This window comes from Mixta sp. Marseille-Q2659 (assembly GCF_940807255.1).
Taxonomy (GTDB): domain Bacteria; phylum Pseudomonadota; class Gammaproteobacteria; order Enterobacterales; family Enterobacteriaceae; genus Mixta.
This window is the reverse complement of sequence record NZ_CALNWY010000008.1, coordinates 96,975-112,656: the sequence shown is the minus strand read 5'-3', so window position 1 is coordinate 112,656 and position 15,682 is coordinate 96,975. Positions and strand designations below refer to the sequence as shown.

14 protein-coding genes are annotated in these 15,682 nt (G+C 55.7%); all 14 read right to left on the bottom strand.

Annotated features, from left to right (window positions below):
* Position 1: 1 nt before the first annotated feature.
* The 14 genes from P3C52_RS08420 to ilvN all read right to left on the bottom strand — a co-directional run bounded on the left by P3C52_RS08420 (position 2) and on the right by ilvN (position 15,682).
* Positions 2–922 (bottom strand): D-alanine--D-alanine ligase, encoded by a 921-nt coding sequence (locus tag P3C52_RS08420; protein ID WP_275554566.1) that lies wholly within the window; start codon positions 920–922, stop codon positions 2–4.
* The gene (murC, locus tag P3C52_RS08415) at positions 915–2,390 is read right to left on the bottom strand and encodes a UDP-N-acetylmuramate--L-alanine ligase (RefSeq protein WP_275554565.1); all 1,476 of its coding nucleotides are present in this window, start codon (positions 2,388–2,390) and stop codon (positions 915–917) included. The genes P3C52_RS08420 and murC overlap by 8 nt, the downstream gene beginning before the upstream one ends.
* 45 nt (positions 2,391–2,435) lie before the next feature.
* Positions 2,436–3,494 (bottom strand): undecaprenyldiphospho-muramoylpentapeptide beta-N-acetylglucosaminyltransferase, encoded by a 1,059-nt coding sequence (gene murG, locus P3C52_RS08410; RefSeq protein ID WP_275554564.1) that lies wholly within the window; start codon positions 3,492–3,494, stop codon positions 2,436–2,438.
* Positions 3,491–4,708: a cell division protein FtsW gene (gene ftsW, locus P3C52_RS08405; protein WP_275554563.1), complete on the bottom strand. Its 1,218-nt coding sequence runs from the start codon at positions 4,706–4,708 to the stop codon at positions 3,491–3,493. The genes murG and ftsW overlap by 4 nt, the downstream gene beginning before the upstream one ends.
* Positions 4,708–6,024: a UDP-N-acetylmuramoyl-L-alanine--D-glutamate ligase gene (murD, locus tag P3C52_RS08400; protein WP_275554562.1), complete on the bottom strand. Its 1,317-nt coding sequence runs from the start codon at positions 6,022–6,024 to the stop codon at positions 4,708–4,710. The genes ftsW and murD overlap by 1 nt, the downstream gene beginning before the upstream one ends.
* 2 nt (positions 6,025–6,026) lie before the next feature.
* Positions 6,027–7,109 (bottom strand): phospho-N-acetylmuramoyl-pentapeptide-transferase, encoded by a 1,083-nt coding sequence (mraY, locus tag P3C52_RS08395; RefSeq protein ID WP_275554561.1) that lies wholly within the window; start codon positions 7,107–7,109, stop codon positions 6,027–6,029.
* Positions 7,103–8,464, bottom strand: a complete 1,362-nt coding sequence (gene murF, locus P3C52_RS08390) for a UDP-N-acetylmuramoyl-tripeptide--D-alanyl-D-alanine ligase (protein ID WP_275554560.1) — start codon at positions 8,462–8,464, stop codon at positions 7,103–7,105. The genes mraY and murF overlap by 7 nt, the downstream gene beginning before the upstream one ends.
* Positions 8,461–9,948 (bottom strand): UDP-N-acetylmuramoyl-L-alanyl-D-glutamate--2,6-diaminopimelate ligase, encoded by a 1,488-nt coding sequence (gene murE / locus P3C52_RS08385; RefSeq protein ID WP_275554559.1) that lies wholly within the window; start codon positions 9,946–9,948, stop codon positions 8,461–8,463. The genes murF and murE overlap by 4 nt, the downstream gene beginning before the upstream one ends.
* Entirely contained in the window at positions 9,935–11,707 is a 1,773-nt protein-coding gene (locus P3C52_RS08380; protein ID WP_275554558.1) for a peptidoglycan glycosyltransferase FtsI, read from the bottom strand. Before P3C52_RS08380 ends, murE begins: the two co-directional genes overlap by 14 nt.
* A 15-nt stretch (positions 11,708–11,722) precedes the next feature.
* A complete protein-coding gene (gene ftsL, locus P3C52_RS08375; protein ID WP_249893440.1) occupies positions 11,723–12,043 on the bottom strand; it encodes a cell division protein FtsL in 321 nt (106 codons plus the stop codon).
* Entirely contained in the window at positions 12,040–12,981 is a 942-nt protein-coding gene (gene rsmH, locus P3C52_RS08370) for a 16S rRNA (cytosine(1402)-N(4))-methyltransferase RsmH (protein WP_275554557.1), read from the bottom strand. The genes ftsL and rsmH overlap by 4 nt, the downstream gene beginning before the upstream one ends.
* A gap of 2 nt (positions 12,982–12,983) precedes the next feature.
* Positions 12,984–13,442 carry a division/cell wall cluster transcriptional repressor MraZ gene (mraZ, locus tag P3C52_RS08365; RefSeq protein WP_275554556.1) on the bottom strand — a complete coding sequence of 153 codons (459 nt, stop codon included), beginning with the start codon at positions 13,440–13,442 and terminating at the stop codon, positions 12,984–12,986.
* 545 nt (positions 13,443–13,987) lie between these two features.
* The gene (gene cra / locus P3C52_RS08360; protein ID WP_275554555.1) at positions 13,988–14,992 is read right to left on the bottom strand and encodes a catabolite repressor/activator; all 1,005 of its coding nucleotides are present in this window, start codon (positions 14,990–14,992) and stop codon (positions 13,988–13,990) included.
* A gap of 198 nt (positions 14,993–15,190) precedes the next feature.
* Positions 15,191–15,682 carry an acetolactate synthase small subunit gene (gene ilvN, locus P3C52_RS08355; RefSeq protein ID WP_275554554.1) on the bottom strand — a complete coding sequence of 164 codons (492 nt, stop codon included), beginning with the start codon at positions 15,680–15,682 and terminating at the stop codon, positions 15,191–15,193.

Below are 15,682 nucleotides of genomic sequence, written 5' to 3'. Positions count from 1 at the left end.
CTTAGTCGGCCAGCTCCAGAATACGCGCCACCAGCTGGGAGAAGCTCATTCCCGCCTGTTTCGCCGCCATCGGAACCAGGCTGTGGCTGGTCATGCCGGGCGAGGTATTAACCTCCAGCAGATAGAAGGTGCCGTCGCCATCCATCATCACGTCGACGCGTCCCCAGCCGCTGCAGCCCAGCGTACGCCAGGCATTCAGCACCAGCTCTTGCAGCTCCGCCTCTTTATCAGCAGATAATCCGCTTGGGCAGAAGTACTGAGTATCGTCAGAAATGTATTTTGCTTCATAGTCATAGAAGTCACTGGCGGGCTGAATACGAATCGAGGGCAAAATCTGTTCGCCAAGAATGCCTACCGTATATTCAGGGCCACTAATGAATTTCTCGATCAGCACGTCATCATCATGGCGGAAAGCTTCTTCCAGCGCTGCCGGCAATTCTGAAGGCTGATTAACGCGGGAAATGCCAACGCTGGAGCCCTCGCTGCTCGGTTTTACAAACAGCGGCATACCCAGTTGGGCGATACGCTGCGTTAGCGCATCGTCGATTCCCGCTTCCATCTGCTGGCGATTAATCCAGACATAAGGGGCGACCGGCAGCTCGGCGCCTTGCCAAAGCAGCTTAGAACGCCATTTATCCATGGTAATAGCCGAAGCCATGACGCCGCTGCCGGTATAGGGAATCTGCAGAAAATCGAGAACGCCCTGTAAAGTGCCGTCTTCACCGCCGCGCCCATGCAGCGCAATGAATACTTTTGCAAAACCTTCTTCTTTTAACCGCATAACCGGAAAATCGCGCGGATCGACGCCATGCGCATCAATACCTGCCTCTTTCAGACCCGCGATCACCGCCGCGCCTGACATTAATGAGACTTCACGTTCCGCGGAGGTACCACCCAGCAGTACCGCTACTTTTTCAGCCATGATGTTCCTCTTCATTGGTCTGCGGTTTCAGTTTTTGTTCAGCCAGCCGACGCGCGATTTTACCGACGTTGCCCGCGCCCTGTACCAGGATCAGATCATTGCCGCTTAAGGTTGGGGCAAGAAAATCGAGGATCGCATCGTGATCCGGCACAAGGATCGGATCCACTTTGCCGCGCCCGCGGATCGTACGGCACAGCGAGCGGCTGTCCGCGCCCGGAATTGGCGATTCACCAGCGGAATAAACGTCCAGCATCAGCAGGACATCAACCTGCGACAGCACATTGGCGAAATCATCATAGAGATCGCGCGTGCGCGTATAGCGGTGCGGCTGAAAAATCATCACCAGTTTCTTATCTGGCCAACCCGCACGTGCCGCCTTGATGGTGGCGTCCACTTCGGTGGGATGATGGCCATAATCATCCACCAGCATCGCACTACCACGCGCGCCGTTTACCTGCTGCAACGGAAACTCACCGAGGAAATCAAAGCGACGTCCTGTGCCCTGGAAACTCTCCAGCGCGCTGAGAATATCCTCGTCTTCAATGCCTTCTTCAGTCGCCACCGCTACCGCCGCCGCCGCGTTAAGCGCATTGTGACGGCCTGGCGCGTTGAGCGTCACACGCATCAACGGTTTATCGTGGCGCACCAGCGTAAAGTGTCCCTGCGCACCGTGCTGTTCATAATTTTCAATCCGCACGTCGGCATCATCGCTAAAACCGTAGGTGGTGATCTGACGACCAACGCGCGGGATCAAATCACGGATCACCGCATCGTCCACACACAGCACCGCGCGCCCGTAAAACGGCAGGTTGTGCAGGAAATTAATAAACGTCTGCTTCAGATTTTCGAAATCGCCCTGGTAAGTATCCATATGGTCGGCTTCGATATTGGTCACAATCGCCACCATCGGCTGCAAATGCAGGAAAGAAGCATCGCTTTCATCCGCTTCGGCGATCAGATAGCGGCTGCTGCCCAGGCGCGCATGCGTACCGGCGGCTTTCACCAGTCCGCCGTTCACGAAGGTAGGATCGAGTCCACCTTCGGCATAGATGCTGGTGACCATTGCTGTTGTCGTGGTTTTACCATGCGTACCGGCGACGGCGATGCCGTGGCGGAAACGCATCAGCTCGGCCAGCATTTCGGCGCGGCGGATCACCGGAATACGCGCTTCACGCGCGGCGATAATCTCTGGGTTATCCTGCGTAATCGCGCTGGATACCACTACTACGCTGGCATCGCTGACGTTTTCCGGGCGATGGTGAAAATAGATCGTGGCGCCCAGCGCGGTCAGATGCTGCGTGACCGCGTTAGGTGCCAGATCGGAACCGCTAATTTGATAACCTTCATTGGCCAACACTTCGGCGATACCGCCCATGCCAGCACCGCCGATGCCGACAAAGTGAATGTGCCGGACGCGACGCATCTCGGGCACGATAGAACGCAGTTTCGCCAGTTGTTGAGTATTCATCGTTTCTTTTGCCTGTTGGTACCGCTGTACCTTTTCTTCATTCTGTTAGCGCGCGACGGCGCTGACTTCTGCCGCTACCCGTTCGGTGGCATCGGGAATCGCTACCTGACGCGCCTTTTGCGCCATCAGCAACAGCGTGGGACGATCCCACTGCTTTAACGTTTCCGCCACCGCACTGGCCGTAAACTGCGGCTGCTCAAAAATTTTGGCTGCGCCAGCTTTTTCCAGCGGCAACGCATTCCAGTACTGCTGACGATCTTTATGCTGGAACGGCACAAAAATCGCCGGAAGCCCCGCGGCGGCGATTTCACTTACCGTGAGCGCGCCGGAACGACAAACCACCACATCAGCCCAGTCGTAGGCCGCCGCCATATCATCGATAAACTCGCTGATTTTATGCTGCGTTTGTCCTGCCGCTTCGTAAGCTGCGGCAACTTCGCTCTGCGCCCCTTTGCCGGTTTGATGCCACAGCGTAATGCTGTCGCCTGCCAGCGCCGCCACCTGCGGCATCGTCTGATTCAGCACGCGGGCGCCCTGACTGCCGCCCACAACCAGCACGCGAATCGGCCCACTGCGATCGGCCAGACGCTGCTCAGGCGTATCAAGCGCCAGCACATCGGTGCGCACCGGATTTCCTACCACGTCAGCATGGGGAAAAGCGCCCGGAAAGGCCTGCATCACTTTGGTCGCCAGTTTCGCCAGCCATTTATTGGTTAACCCGGCGATACCGTTTTGCTCATGCAGCACTACAGGAATACCGCAGCTCCAGGCAGCTAAACCGCCGGGACCGGAAACATAACCGCCCATGCCCAATACGACATCCGGCTTCCAGGCTTTCATAATGCGGCGCGCCTGGCGCCATGCATTAAAAATGCGCACCGGCGATGCCAGTAGCGCTCTAATACCTTTGCCGCGTAATCCGCTGATACGAATAAAATCGATTTCGATGCCATGTTTCGGCACCAGATCGGCTTCCATACGATCGGCAGTTCCCAGCCAGCGTACCTGCCAGCCCTGCGCCATCAGATGATGCGCAACGGCCAGGCCCGGAAACACGTGTCCTCCGGTACCGCCAGCCATTACCATCAGCCGCTTTCCACTCATCGCGCACCTCGGGTAAACGCCTGCGCTTTGCTCAGGCGCGTTTCATAATCTATGCGTAACAACAACACGATGGCCGTCGACATAATGATCAGACTGGAACCACCGTAACTAATTAACGGCAACGTCAGGCCTTTGGTCGGCAACATGCCCGCCGCCGCGCCGACGTTCACCAGCGCCTGGAAGCTAAACCAGACACCAATCGAGCAGGCCAGAAAGCCGGAAAAGCGCTGGTCAATCTCCAGCGCGCGTCGGCCAATGGACATCGCCCGAAAAGCGACGAAGAATACCATTAACAGCGCTAAAACCACACCGATATAACCGAGTTCTTCCCCGATAATGGAGAAAATGAAGTCGGTATGAGCTTCCGGTAAATACTCCAGTTTCTGTACAGAGTTACCCAGTCCCTGCCCCCAAAATTCGCCGCGGCCAAACGCCATTAGCGATTGAGTGAGCTGATAGCCGCTGCCGAATGGATCTTCCCAGGGATTCCAGAAAGAGGTCACGCGGCGCATACGGTACGGTTCGGCGATAATCAACAAGATCACCGCAAAGATGCCGGAGCCGATGATGGCTAAAAATTGCCACAGCTTGGCCCCCGCCAGAAACAGCATCGCCAGCGTGGTAACAAACAGCACCACCACCGTTCCCAGGTCAGGCTGCGCCAGCAGCAGCACCGCCAGTACTACCATCACGCCCATTGGCTTACAGAAGCCCCAGAAGTTGTTGCGCACTTCTTCAACTTTGCGCACCAGATAGCTGGCGAGATAGCAAAACAGCGACAGTTTGGACAGCTCTGCAGGCTGAATACGCAACGGCCCCAGCGCAATCCAGCGCGAGGCCCCGTTTACCGAGCTGCCCACTACCAGCACAATCAGCAGCATCAAGACCGAGGCTATCAGCATCATATTGCTGTAACGCTGCCAAACCTCCATCGGAATCCGCAACGTAACCAGCGCCATACCAAAGGCCAGCAGCAGGTAGAAAGCATCACGCTTGGCAAAGTAAAAGGGATCTTCTGACAGCCGCTGCCCGACGGGCATGGACGCTGAGGTCACCATTACGAAGCCGATAATCGCCAGGCCAAATGTCAACCACAGCAGTGTGCGATCGTACAGCACCATGGTGGCCGTATCGCCGTTATCCCGGCTGCCCATCACCCATTCGCGCAGGCGCGTCACCACGCCGTTCGCCAGTCCTAAGCCTGGAATACGCATCAGCCCAGCTCCCGCGCCAGCTGGGCGAACCGCTCGCCGCGCTGTTCAAAATTACGGAACTGGTCAAGGCTGGCGCAGGCGGGCGACAGCAGAACCAGATCGCCAGGTTGCACCAGCGGAGCGATAGCCTGCATAGCCTGCTCCAGCGTTTCGGTCTGGCTGGAAATTTCCGGGCGCAGCGCCGCCAGCGCCGCACCGTCACGGCCATAGCACCAAACCCGAATAGCGTCGCCCTGCAGGTAACGTGTCAGTGGCGTAAAATCGGCCGATTTACCGTCGCCGCCTAACAGCAGCCACAGCGTACCTTTTACCTGCAATCCACTTAACGCCGCTTCCGTGCTGCCAACGTTGGTCGCTTTGGAATCGTTAATCCAGCGCACGCCGTTACGTTCATGTACCAGCTGAAAACGATGCGCCAATCCGCTAAAGGTGGTTAACGCTTTCAGGCTGCTGGCGCGCGGAATGCCGACCGCATCTGCCAATGCCAGCGCCGCCAGCGCGTTGGTATAGTTGTGTTGACCAACCAGTTTCATCTCATCGGTATTCAACACTTTTTCGCCATGCACGCGCAGCCAGATACTGCCTTGCTGACGGTTAAGATGGTAATCGCCGACATCAACGCCGAAACTGATGCAGCGCTTATCAGCGCCGCGCACCGGCATAGTCAGCGCATCGTCAGCATTCACTACGCACACCGCCGCGTTTTCATAGATGCGCAGCTTGGCCGCGCGGTACTGCTGCAGTCCCAGCGGATAGCGATCCATATGGTCTTCGCTGATATTAAGAATGGTCGCCACTGCCGCCTTCAGGCTATAGGTGGTTTCCAGCTGGAAACTGGAAAGCTCCAGAACGTAGAGCTGAGCTGGCTGTTTCAACAGGCTGAGCGCCGGCAAACCGATGTTTCCACCTACGCCGACGGCCCAACCAGCAGCCTGCGCCATCTCGCCTACCAGGCTGGTAACGGTGCTTTTACCGTTGGAACCGGTAATGGCGACGATGGGCGCCTGCGCTTCACGGCAAAACAGCTCAATATCACCGACAATTTCAATGCCCGTCTCCGCCGCCTCCATCAGCAGCGGGTGCGCCAGCGCCATGCCTGGGCTGGCAACGATCAGATCTGCCGCCAGCAGCCAGTCGCCGTTAAGCGATCCCAGATGACGTTCCACATTTTCCGGCAGTTTATCCACGCCAGGCGGCGACACTCGGGTATCCATCACGCGCGGCGTTACGCCCTGCGCTAAAAAGAAATCAACACAGGAGAGGCCTGTCAGCCCCAAACCGATAATGACAACTTTTCTACCCTGATAGTCAGCCATAGTTAACGCACCTTAAGGGTTGCCAGGCCAATCAGCACCAGCATCAGCGAAATGATCCAGAAGCGCACGATGACGCGCGGCTCTGGCCAGCCTTTCAGTTCATAGTGGTGATGAATCGGCGCCATACGGAAAATACGCTGGCCGCGCAGCTTAAAGGATCCCACCTGCAAAATAACCGACAGCGTTTCGACCACGAACACGCCGCCCATAATGACCAGCAGGAATTCCTGACGCAGCAGAACGGCGATGGTGCCCAACGCGCCGCCTAACGCCAATGAGCCGACATCGCCCATAAAGACCTGAGCGGGATAAGTGTTAAACCATAAGAATCCCAGTCCGGCGCCGACAATGGCGGTACAGACAATCACCAGTTCGCCGGCATGACGCAGATAAGGAATATGCAGATAACCGGCAAAGTTCATATTACCGGTGGCCCAGGCGACCAGCGCGAAACCGGCGGCAACAAAGACCGTTGGCATAATCGCCAGCCCGTCCAGACCGTCAGTCAGGTTGACTGCGTTGCTGGTGCCGACGATGACGAAGTAAGAAAGCAGAATATACAGCAGGCCCAGCTGCGGCATTACATCTTTGAAAAAAGGCACCACCAACTGCGTAGCCGGCGTATCTTTGCCCACGGCGTACATCGTGAACGCTACCGCCAGCGCAATCAGCGACTGCCAGAAATATTTCCAGCGCGCGATCAGCCCTTTGGTATCTTTACGCACTACTTTGCGATAGTCATCGACAAAGCCAACAATGCCGTAACCAATCAGCACTGTCAGCACGCACCAGACATAAGGATTCGAAGGATAAGCCCACATCAATACCGAAATGGTAATCGAAGCCAGGATCATAATGCCGCCCATCGTCGGCGTACCGCGTTTGCTGAAATGCGATTCCGGGCCTTCGCTACGAACCACCTGTCCAATCTGTAATTTTTGCAGCCAGGCAATCAGGCGCGGCCCCATCCACAAGGAGATAAACAGCGCGGTCAGCAGGCTGACGATGGCGCGAAACGTCAAATATGAGAAGACGTTAAAGCCGGAATAAAAAGCGACCAGATGTTCGGCCAGCCAGACTAGCATGTTCCTTTCTCCTGTAAGGTTTGTACTACCTGCTCCATGGCGGCACCACGAGAACCTTTAACTAAAACGGTAATAACCTGGTGTTCAGAAAGCAGTGACAATAAACGCGCGCTCAGAGCAGCTTTATCACTGAAATGTTCGCCGACGCCGCTGGCGTCGCTAATGTGTTGGCTGAGCGATCCGACGCTCAGGACTTTATCGATCCCGGCACGCTGCGCAGCTTCGCCAACCTGACGGTGACACGCCACCGCTTCTGTACCCAACTCCGCCATATCGCCAGTTACCATAACGCGATAGCCCGGCATATCTGCCAGCACCTGCGCCGCCGCGGTCATCGAACCCACATTGGCGTTGTAGCTGTCGTCCAGCAGCAGTTTTTGCGGACCGAGTTCAACAGGAAACAGTCGTCCGGGAACCGCTTTCAGCGCGGCCAGTCCCTGCGCAATCGCCTCCAGAGGCGCGCCAACGGAGAGCGCCAGCGCGCTGGCGGCCAACGCATTAGCGATATTGTGTCGTCCCGGCAGCGGCAGCATCACCGCCACATCGCCCTGCGGCGTATGCAGCGTAAACGCGGTGCCCTGCGGCTTCACCATGACGTCTCGTGCGTAAAAATCAGCCTCGACGCCCTCAGTAACCGAAAAGCGCCAAATGCGCTGCTGCGTGAGCTGAGCCTGCCAGCGTGGCAGATCGTTGCTGTCGAGATTGATAATGGCCGTGCCGTTTTCCGGCAGGCCAAGGAAAATTTCGCCTTTCGCTTTCGCCACGCCTTCCAGCGAGCCAAAGCCTTCCAGGTGCGCGGCGGCCAGGTTATTAACCAGCGCGCTTTCCGGGCGCGTTAGTCCGGTCGTCCAGGCGATCTCGCCCTGATGGTTAGCGCCCAGTTCAATCACTGCATATTGATGCGTCTCGTTCAGACGCAGCAGCGTCAGCGGTACGCCAATATCGTTATTCAGGTTGCCTGCGGTATAAAGCGTTTCGCCACACTGACGCAGGATGGCCGCCGTCATCTCTTTTACTGAGGTTTTCCCGGATGAGCCGGTTAATGCCACGACGCGGGTTTTCACCTGTTGACGCACCCAGGCCGCCAGCATTCCTAAGGCAATGCGCGTGTCGCTCACCACCACCTGCGGCACTTCAATTTGCAAGCGCTTACTCACTAATAATGCTGCCGCGCCGTTGGCTACCGCGTCAGCAGCAAAATCGTGCGCATCGAAACGCTCGCCTTTTAAAGCGATAAACAGGCAGCCAGTCGTGACTTTACGCGTGTCAGTGGTGACTTCGGTAATAGTGGCGTTGCCGCCGGTTAGCACGCCATCGGTAATCTGTGCCAGGGTTTGCAGAGAAAGCGCAATCATGCCACCACCCCCAGCAAACGAGCGACGGTGACGCGATCGGAATAGTCGAGACGACGGTTGCCGATGATTTGATAATCTTCGTGCCCTTTGCCCGCCACCAGTACGATGTCCTGCGGCTTCGCCTGCATAATAGTGTTAGTGACCGCTTGCGCACGTCCCGCCATTACACGGGCACGGCCCGGATCGAGCAGACCACTGAGAATATCTTCCACAATGGCGTTTGGATCTTCACTGCGCGGATTATCGTCAGTAATCACCACTATATCGGCAAACTGTTCGGCAATAGCGCCCATCAAAGGCCGCTTGCCTTTATCGCGATCGCCGCCGCAGCCAAAGACGCACCACAGCTGCCCTTTACAGTGCAGGCGCGCGGCGTCCAGCGCTTTTTCCAGCGCGTCCGGCGTATGAGCGTAATCCACCACCACAGTAGGTTTATCCGGCGCGCTGAAAACCTCCATGCGTCCGCAAACCGGCTGGAGCTGTCGCGCGCTGGCGACAAGCTGCGCCAGCGGGTAGCCCAGCGCCAGCAGCGTCGCCAGCGCCAGTAGCAGATTGCTAACATTGAAAGCACCCATCAGACGGCTTTCGATCTCGCCTTCGCCCCAGCTGGAAGCAAAGCGAATGGTAGCGCCGTTATCGTGATAACTGATATCAGTGGCCTTGAGCCAGCGACCATGCTTGCCGGGCAGCATGTTGTTTTCCATGGTAACGGCAACCGCATCCGGCAATTTTTCCAGCCAGCGCAGGCCGACTTCATCGTCAGCATTGATAATCGCTTCGCCAACCTGATGTTCGGAAAACAGCAGCCATTTAGCCGATTCGTAGCGCGTCATATCGCCGTGATAATCCAGATGATCGCGACTCAGATTGGTAAACACCGCGGCGGCAAAAGGCAGCGCCGCGACGCGATGCTGCACCAGGCCATGGGAGGAGACCTCCATCGCCGCCAGCGTCGCGCCCTGCTCAACCAGCGAATTCAGCATATGCTGTACATCGACCGCCGAGCCGGTCGTGTTTTCCGTTGGAATTAAATGACCGTACAGCCCATTTCCGACGGTGCCCATTACCGCACCGGTTTCGCCAAGCAGATTGGACCACTGCGCCAGCAGCTGCGACGTAGTGGTTTTACCGTTGGTGCCGGTGACGCCGATTAAGCGCAACTTATCGCCAGGCTGCTGATAAAAGCGCCCGGCCAGTGCCGAGAGACGCTGCGGCAACTGCGCCAGATAAATAACCGGCACGCCGTGCATTTCACGAATTTCGCCATCCTCCGCTTCGCCTTCGGCTTCAGCGATGACCGCCGAAACGCCCTGTGCGATAGCCTGAGGAATAAAACGTCGCCCATCAACGTTATGGCCTGCAACAGCCACAAACAGATCGCCGGACGCCGCCACACGGCTGTCCAGGGTCATTTCACGAAGCGGACGCTCCGGCGCGCCAGGCACCCACGGAGCCAGTAAGTCGCGCAAGTTACGATCTGTCACTTGATTCCTCTTTCTTGTTGTTAACCAACTCATTCTTTTCACCGGTCCCGGTCGGCAGCGCATCCGGCTCGATATTCATGGTACGTAGCACGCCGCCCATAATCGCGCCGAAGACCGGCGCCGACACGGCGCCACCATAATATTTACCCGCCTGCGGATCGTTGATAACCACCACCAGGGCAAAACGCGGATGGCTGGCCGGCGCGACACCGGCGGTATAGGCGATATATTTATTCACGTAGCGGCCATCCGGCCCGACCTTTTTCGCGGTCCCGGTTTTAATCGCGATGCGATAGCCTTTGATAGCGGCTTTTACCCCGCCGCCGCCCGGCAGCGCGACGCTTTCCATCATATGAACCACGGTTTTCACCAGCTGTTCAGGAAAGGCGCGTTCGCCCGGAACCGGCGGATCCACTTTGGTAATAGAAAGCGGACGAGCGATGCCATAGCTGCCGATGGTGGCATAAACGCGCGCTAACTGGAGCGGCGTCACCATCAGCCCATAGCCGAATGAGAAGGTGGCCCTTTCAATATCGGACCACCTTTGTTTATGGGGATACAGGCCACTGCTTTCCCCGACCAACCCCAAATTGGTTGGTTTGCCCAATCCAAAGCGTGAATATGTTTCCACTAGTGCTGAGGAGGGCATCGCTAACGCCAGCTTGGAAACGCCGACGTTACTCGACTTCTGTAAAATTCCGGTAAGCGTTAATTCGTTATAGCGCGCTACATCTTTGATTTCATGACCGTTAACGCGATAAGGCAGCGTATTCAGCACGCTATTTTCACGTACCACGCCACGCTGCAATGCGGTCATTACCACCATTGGCTTCACCGTTGAGCCAGGCTCAAAGATGTCGGTGATGGCGCGGTTGCGCATTACATCTTTTGGCGTATTGCTGAGATTATTTGGGTTGTAGGCCGGGCTGTTGGCCATGGCCAACACTTCGCCGGTATTCACATCGACCAGCACCGCCGTGCCCGATTCCGCTTTGTTGAAGGCGACGGCGTTATTAAGTTCGCGGTAGACCAGCGCCTGTAGGCGTTCATCAATGCTGAGCGCCAGGTTATGCGCCGCCTGGCTGTCGACCGAAGAGATGTCTTCAATCACGCGGCCAAAACGATCTTTACGCACCGTGCGCTCGCCCGGCTGACCGGTCAGCCAACGATCGAAGCTTTTTTCCACCCCTTCGATGCCCTGACCATCAATATTGGTAAAGCCGATCAGATGCGAGGTCACCTGGCCTGCGGGATAGTAACGGCGCGATTCTTCACGTAAGTGAATACCCGGCAGCTTCAGTTTTTTGATGTAGTCGCCAATGGCTGGATTCACCTGGCGCGCCAGATAGACAAAGCGGCCTTTAGGATTGGCGTTCACACGGCTGGCAAGCTGATCAAGCGGAATGGAAAGCGCATCGGCCAGCGCTTTCCAGCGGCTATCGAGCGTAATACCGCCGCGATCGTGCAGCTCTTTCGGATCGGCCCAAATGGCGTTGACCGGCACGCTGACCGCCAGCGGTCGGCCTGCGCGGTCAGTAATCATGCCGCGCGCGGTAGGAATTGACTGTACGCGCAGGGAACGCATATCCCCTTCACGCACCAGTCTGTCGGGGTTAATCACCTGCAAATAGGCCACTCGCAACAGTAATCCCGTTAGCGCAAGAAAGATGCCGCCGCACAGCAACGCAAAACGCCAGCTGACAAAGCTGGCCTGATCTTCCTGTTTTTTCAACTTAAGCGCTTTGGTAGCGGATCTCATGGAGTCCGGGATTCCTTATTGCTGTACCACAATATTTTCCTGTGCCGGGTCGACATGCTGCATTTGCAATTTTTCCGTCGCCGTGCGCTCAACGCGGCTGTGATCGCCCAGCGCGTTCTCTTCCAAAATCAAGTTGCGCCATTCAATATCCAGCGCGTCACGCTCCAGCACCAGTTGCTCACGCTGCGCCGTCAGCAGACGCGTTTTATGTGCCGTTGTCACCACCAGCACCGCAGAGACCAGTACCGCGACTAATAACAGCAGCGGGATCTTGCCGTGACGCAGCAGATCGCCGCCGATAACGCCAGGAAGAGAGTGCCGCTCGTTACCTATCATGATGCGGTTCTCTCTGCGATACGCAGTACTGAGCTGCGCGCGCGCGGGTTTTCCGCCACTTCGGCCTCACCCGGCATCATTTTACCTAAGGCTTTTAACTGGCGACCGCCCAACTTTTGCAGCTGCGCTTCCGTCATTGGCAATCCTGCTGGCACCTGCGGTCCACGGCTCTGTTCGCGCATAAAGCGTTTGACCAGTCGATCTTCCAGCGAGTGGAAACTGATAATAGATAAGCGACCGCCCGGTGCCAGCGCCTGCAGCGAGCCTTTAAGCGCCTGCTCAATTTCTTCCAGTTCGCTGTTCACCCAGATACGGATCGCCTGGAAGCTACGCGTTGCCGGATGTTTAAACTTGTCCTTCACCGGCGTAGCGGCAGCAATCACTTCTGCCAGCTCCTTCGTGCGCGTCATCGGTTGCAGACGATTACGTTCGACAATGGCGCGTGCGATTCGCTTAGCAAACCGTTCTTCGCCGTAAGTTTTCAGGACGAAGGCGATATCATTCTCTTCCGCCTGCAACAGCCACTCCGCCGCCGACAGGCCGCGCGTGGGATCCATGCGCATATCCAGCGGCCCGTCGCGCATAAAAGAAAAGCCGCGTTCGGCATCATCCAGCTGCGGCGACGAAACCCCTAAATCGAGTAAAATACCATCCACTTTGCCGGTGAGATCGCGTGCTTCCATATAGTCAGCCAGCGCCGAAAAGGGGCCGTGAATAATGGTAAAACGCGGATCGTCAATCGCAGCGGCGGCGGCAATAGCCTGCGGATCGCGATCGATAGCAAACAGCCTGCCCTGCTCCCCTAACTGAGCGAGAATCAGACGCGAATGTCCGCCTCGACCGAAAGTGCCATCGATGTAAATGCCATCTTCTTTAATATTGAGCGCGTTGACAGCGTCATCCAACAGCACCGTGGTATGTTTAAAATTATCCTGCATAGCTATAGTGACAAATCCTGCAACCGCTCTGAAAGCGGCTCCTGAGCGGCTTGCTCAGCGTCAATATCATCCCTGACTTGTTGATACCAGGTCTGTTCATCCCACAGTTCAAACTTGTTAAACTGCCCAACCAGCATCACTTCTTTTGTCAGACTGGCGTGCTGGCGTAGCGTGCTGGCCAGCAATAAGCGCCCCGCGCTATCCATCTGACACTCGCTTGCATGACCTAACAGCAACCGCTGTACGCGGCGCTCTACGGGATTCATGCTGGATAAACGAGATAGTTTTTGTTCAATAATTTCCCACTGGGGCACAGTATAAAGCAGCAGGCAAGGCTGATGGAGGTCAATGGTGCAAACCATCTGGCCTTGCGACTCCTCAATCAGCGTTTCGCGGTAACGCGTAGGCACGGCCAGTCGCCCTTTGCTATCGAGGTTGACTAAGGTGGCGCCACGAAACATGTCAGCTAATGCCCTCAGTTACCTTTTTTTGCCACTTTATCCCACAAATTCCCACGAAAGGAGTTTACGGAGCGGAGGAAATCATTGTCAAGCTACGCAATGAGCGAAGCGGGATTATTTCTCAGGGAATAAAAAGCGGGAAAGTTAAAAATGAAGTTATTCACAGCGTGCATGAAAAAATAAACTAATGAATAGTGGTAAAAAAATCAGAGCGTCAATAAAGATGAGCAAAAAGAAAACAATTTTTATTGGCTGTCGGAAAGGGTTGCGCTTTGCGACACGGGCGACATTTTAGGGTCTTTCTGATAAAAAATCGCGCCTGGCACGGCCTGCTGGCGTTTTACAGCGGCGGTAATTGAATAGTGGAATAAAAAAGCTGCACGACTGCAAAAAAAGATTTCTGCCGATTTACTTTAATTTACTTAATATCCTTTCTCGTCCCTTTGAAATAACGCTTTTCTTTTATTAGTGGCGATTTTAAAAGCAAAAATATTTAAAGATGTAAAAAAGGCAGCCAGGCTGCCTTTATCAAGTCACAATTAACCTTACTGCCGACTTAATTTACCGCGTCGCACCAGATTACGTCGGATACGCGTTAAGCCAGGCTTTGGTTTACGCGGTTCATCAAGACTGGCGAGAACCAATTCCAGTACGCGCTCCGCCACATCGCGATGACGCTGCGCTACAGCTAATACCGGGCATTCAAGAAAATCCAGCAGCTCGTGATCGCCAAAAGTAGCAATAGCCAGATCGGTGGGCAAACGTCCTTCACGCTGTAAAGTCACATCCATTACGCCCTGCAACAGGCCAAATGATGTAGTAAAAAGCGCGTCGGGCATCGGATGCTCATCCAGATACTTTTCAAACAGCGAAGCCGCCGCCACGCGCTCAAAGCTGTTGGCGTAGATAAAATCAATTGCGCGCTCGTCACCGCGCCATGCATCGCGAAAGCCCATTTCACGCAGAAAACTGACGGAAAGCTCAGGCAGCGCGCCGAGGAACAAGACGTTTTTAACCGGAAGCTGACGCAATTCAGCCGCCAGCGCCTGCGCATCCTCCTGATCGGCACCAACGACGCTGGTGAAGTGTTCACGATCCAGCGCGCGATCCAGTGCAATAATCGGTAGCGGATCGTTTGCCCAACGCTGATAGAAAGGGTGTTCCGGTGGCAGGGAGGTTGAAACAATAATCGCATCGACCTGACGCTGCAGCAGATGCTCAATACAGCGCATTTCATTATCAGGCTGATCTTCTGAACAGGCGATCAGCAGTTGGTAACCGCGCTGGCGTGCCTGACGCTCCAGATAGTTCGCGATACGCGTATAGCTGGTATTCTCCAGATCGGGAATAACCAATCCGATTGAGCGTGTTCTGCCCGCCCTGAGTCCGGCGGCCACCGCATTGGGATGGTAGTTATGCTCACGCACCACGGCCATCACCTTTTCGACGGTTTTATCGCTGACACGATATTGCTTAGCCTTGCCGTTGATGACATAGCTGGCGGTAGTACGCGACACGCCGGCAAGACGCGCTATTTCATCCAGTTTCACAATCACTCCACATCGGTAATGCCATGCATGATGCAGGCGAATAGCCGCAGCATGGCTAAGGATAAGCTTTTTTTACATCTAACCGCAGAAAACGCCAGCGGGCAACCGCTTTTAATGGCAAAAATGAGGCATATCAGAAAATAAAAAAACCCGGCAGAACGCCGGGTTAGCAACAGAATGGATTATCACTATGGATAATTAACGCATAATACGATCGCCGCGTGAAACGCCGACAACGCCGGATCGCGCCACTTCCACAATTTCCGCCACGTCGCGTAACGTATTGAGGAACGCGTCCAGTTTATCGCTGGTGCCGGCAAGCTGAACCGTATAAAGCGTTGGCGTAACGTCAACAATCTGCCCACGGAAAATTTCGGCGCTGCGCTTCACTTCTTCGCGCGCGTAGCCGCTGGCCTGTATTTTCACCAGCATGATTTCACGTTCAATATGCGCGCCCTGCCCCAGCTCGGTCACGCGCAACACGTCCACTAGCTTATGCAGCTGTTTTTCAATCTGCTCCAGCGCTTTTTCATCGCCGACGGTCTGAATCGTCATGCGCGAAAGCGTAGGATCGTCAGTGGGCGCCACCGTCAGGCTTTCGATATTGTAACCGCGCTGTGAGAACAACCCGACCACGCGGGACAATGCGCCAGATTCATTTTCCAGCAGAACCGATAAAATACGACGCAT

Coding starts and splice junctions, on each gene's coding strand:
- P3C52_RS08420 (WP_275554566.1), bottom strand. CDS start 922: ATGGCTGAAAAAGTAGCGGTACTGCTGGGTGGTACCTCCGCGGAACGT.
- murC (WP_275554565.1), bottom strand. CDS start 2,390: ATGAATACTCAACAACTGGCGAAACTGCGTTCTATCGTGCCCGAGATG.
- murG (WP_275554564.1), bottom strand. CDS start 3,494: ATGAGTGGAAAGCGGCTGATGGTAATGGCTGGCGGTACCGGAGGACAC.
- ftsW (WP_275554563.1), bottom strand. CDS start 4,708: ATGCGTATTCCAGGCTTAGGACTGGCGAACGGCGTGGTGACGCGCCTG.
- murD (WP_275554562.1), bottom strand. CDS start 6,024: ATGGCTGACTATCAGGGTAGAAAAGTTGTCATTATCGGTTTGGGGCTG.
- mraY (WP_275554561.1), bottom strand. CDS start 7,109: ATGCTAGTCTGGCTGGCCGAACATCTGGTCGCTTTTTATTCCGGCTTT.
- murF (WP_275554560.1), bottom strand. CDS start 8,464: ATGATTGCGCTTTCTCTGCAAACCCTGGCACAGATTACCGATGGCGTG.
- P3C52_RS08380 (WP_275554558.1), bottom strand. CDS start 11,707: ATGAGATCCGCTACCAAAGCGCTTAAGTTGAAAAAACAGGAAGATCAG.
- ftsL (WP_249893440.1), bottom strand. CDS start 12,043: ATGATAGGTAACGAGCGGCACTCTCTTCCTGGCGTTATCGGCGGCGAT.
- rsmH (WP_275554557.1), bottom strand. CDS start 12,981: ATGCAGGATAATTTTAAACATACCACGGTGCTGTTGGATGACGCTGTC.
- mraZ (WP_275554556.1), bottom strand. CDS start 13,442: ATGTTTCGTGGCGCCACCTTAGTCAACCTCGATAGCAAAGGGCGACTG.
- ilvN (WP_275554554.1), bottom strand. CDS start 15,682: ATGCGTCGTATTTTATCGGTTCTGCTGGAAAATGAATCTGGCGCATTG.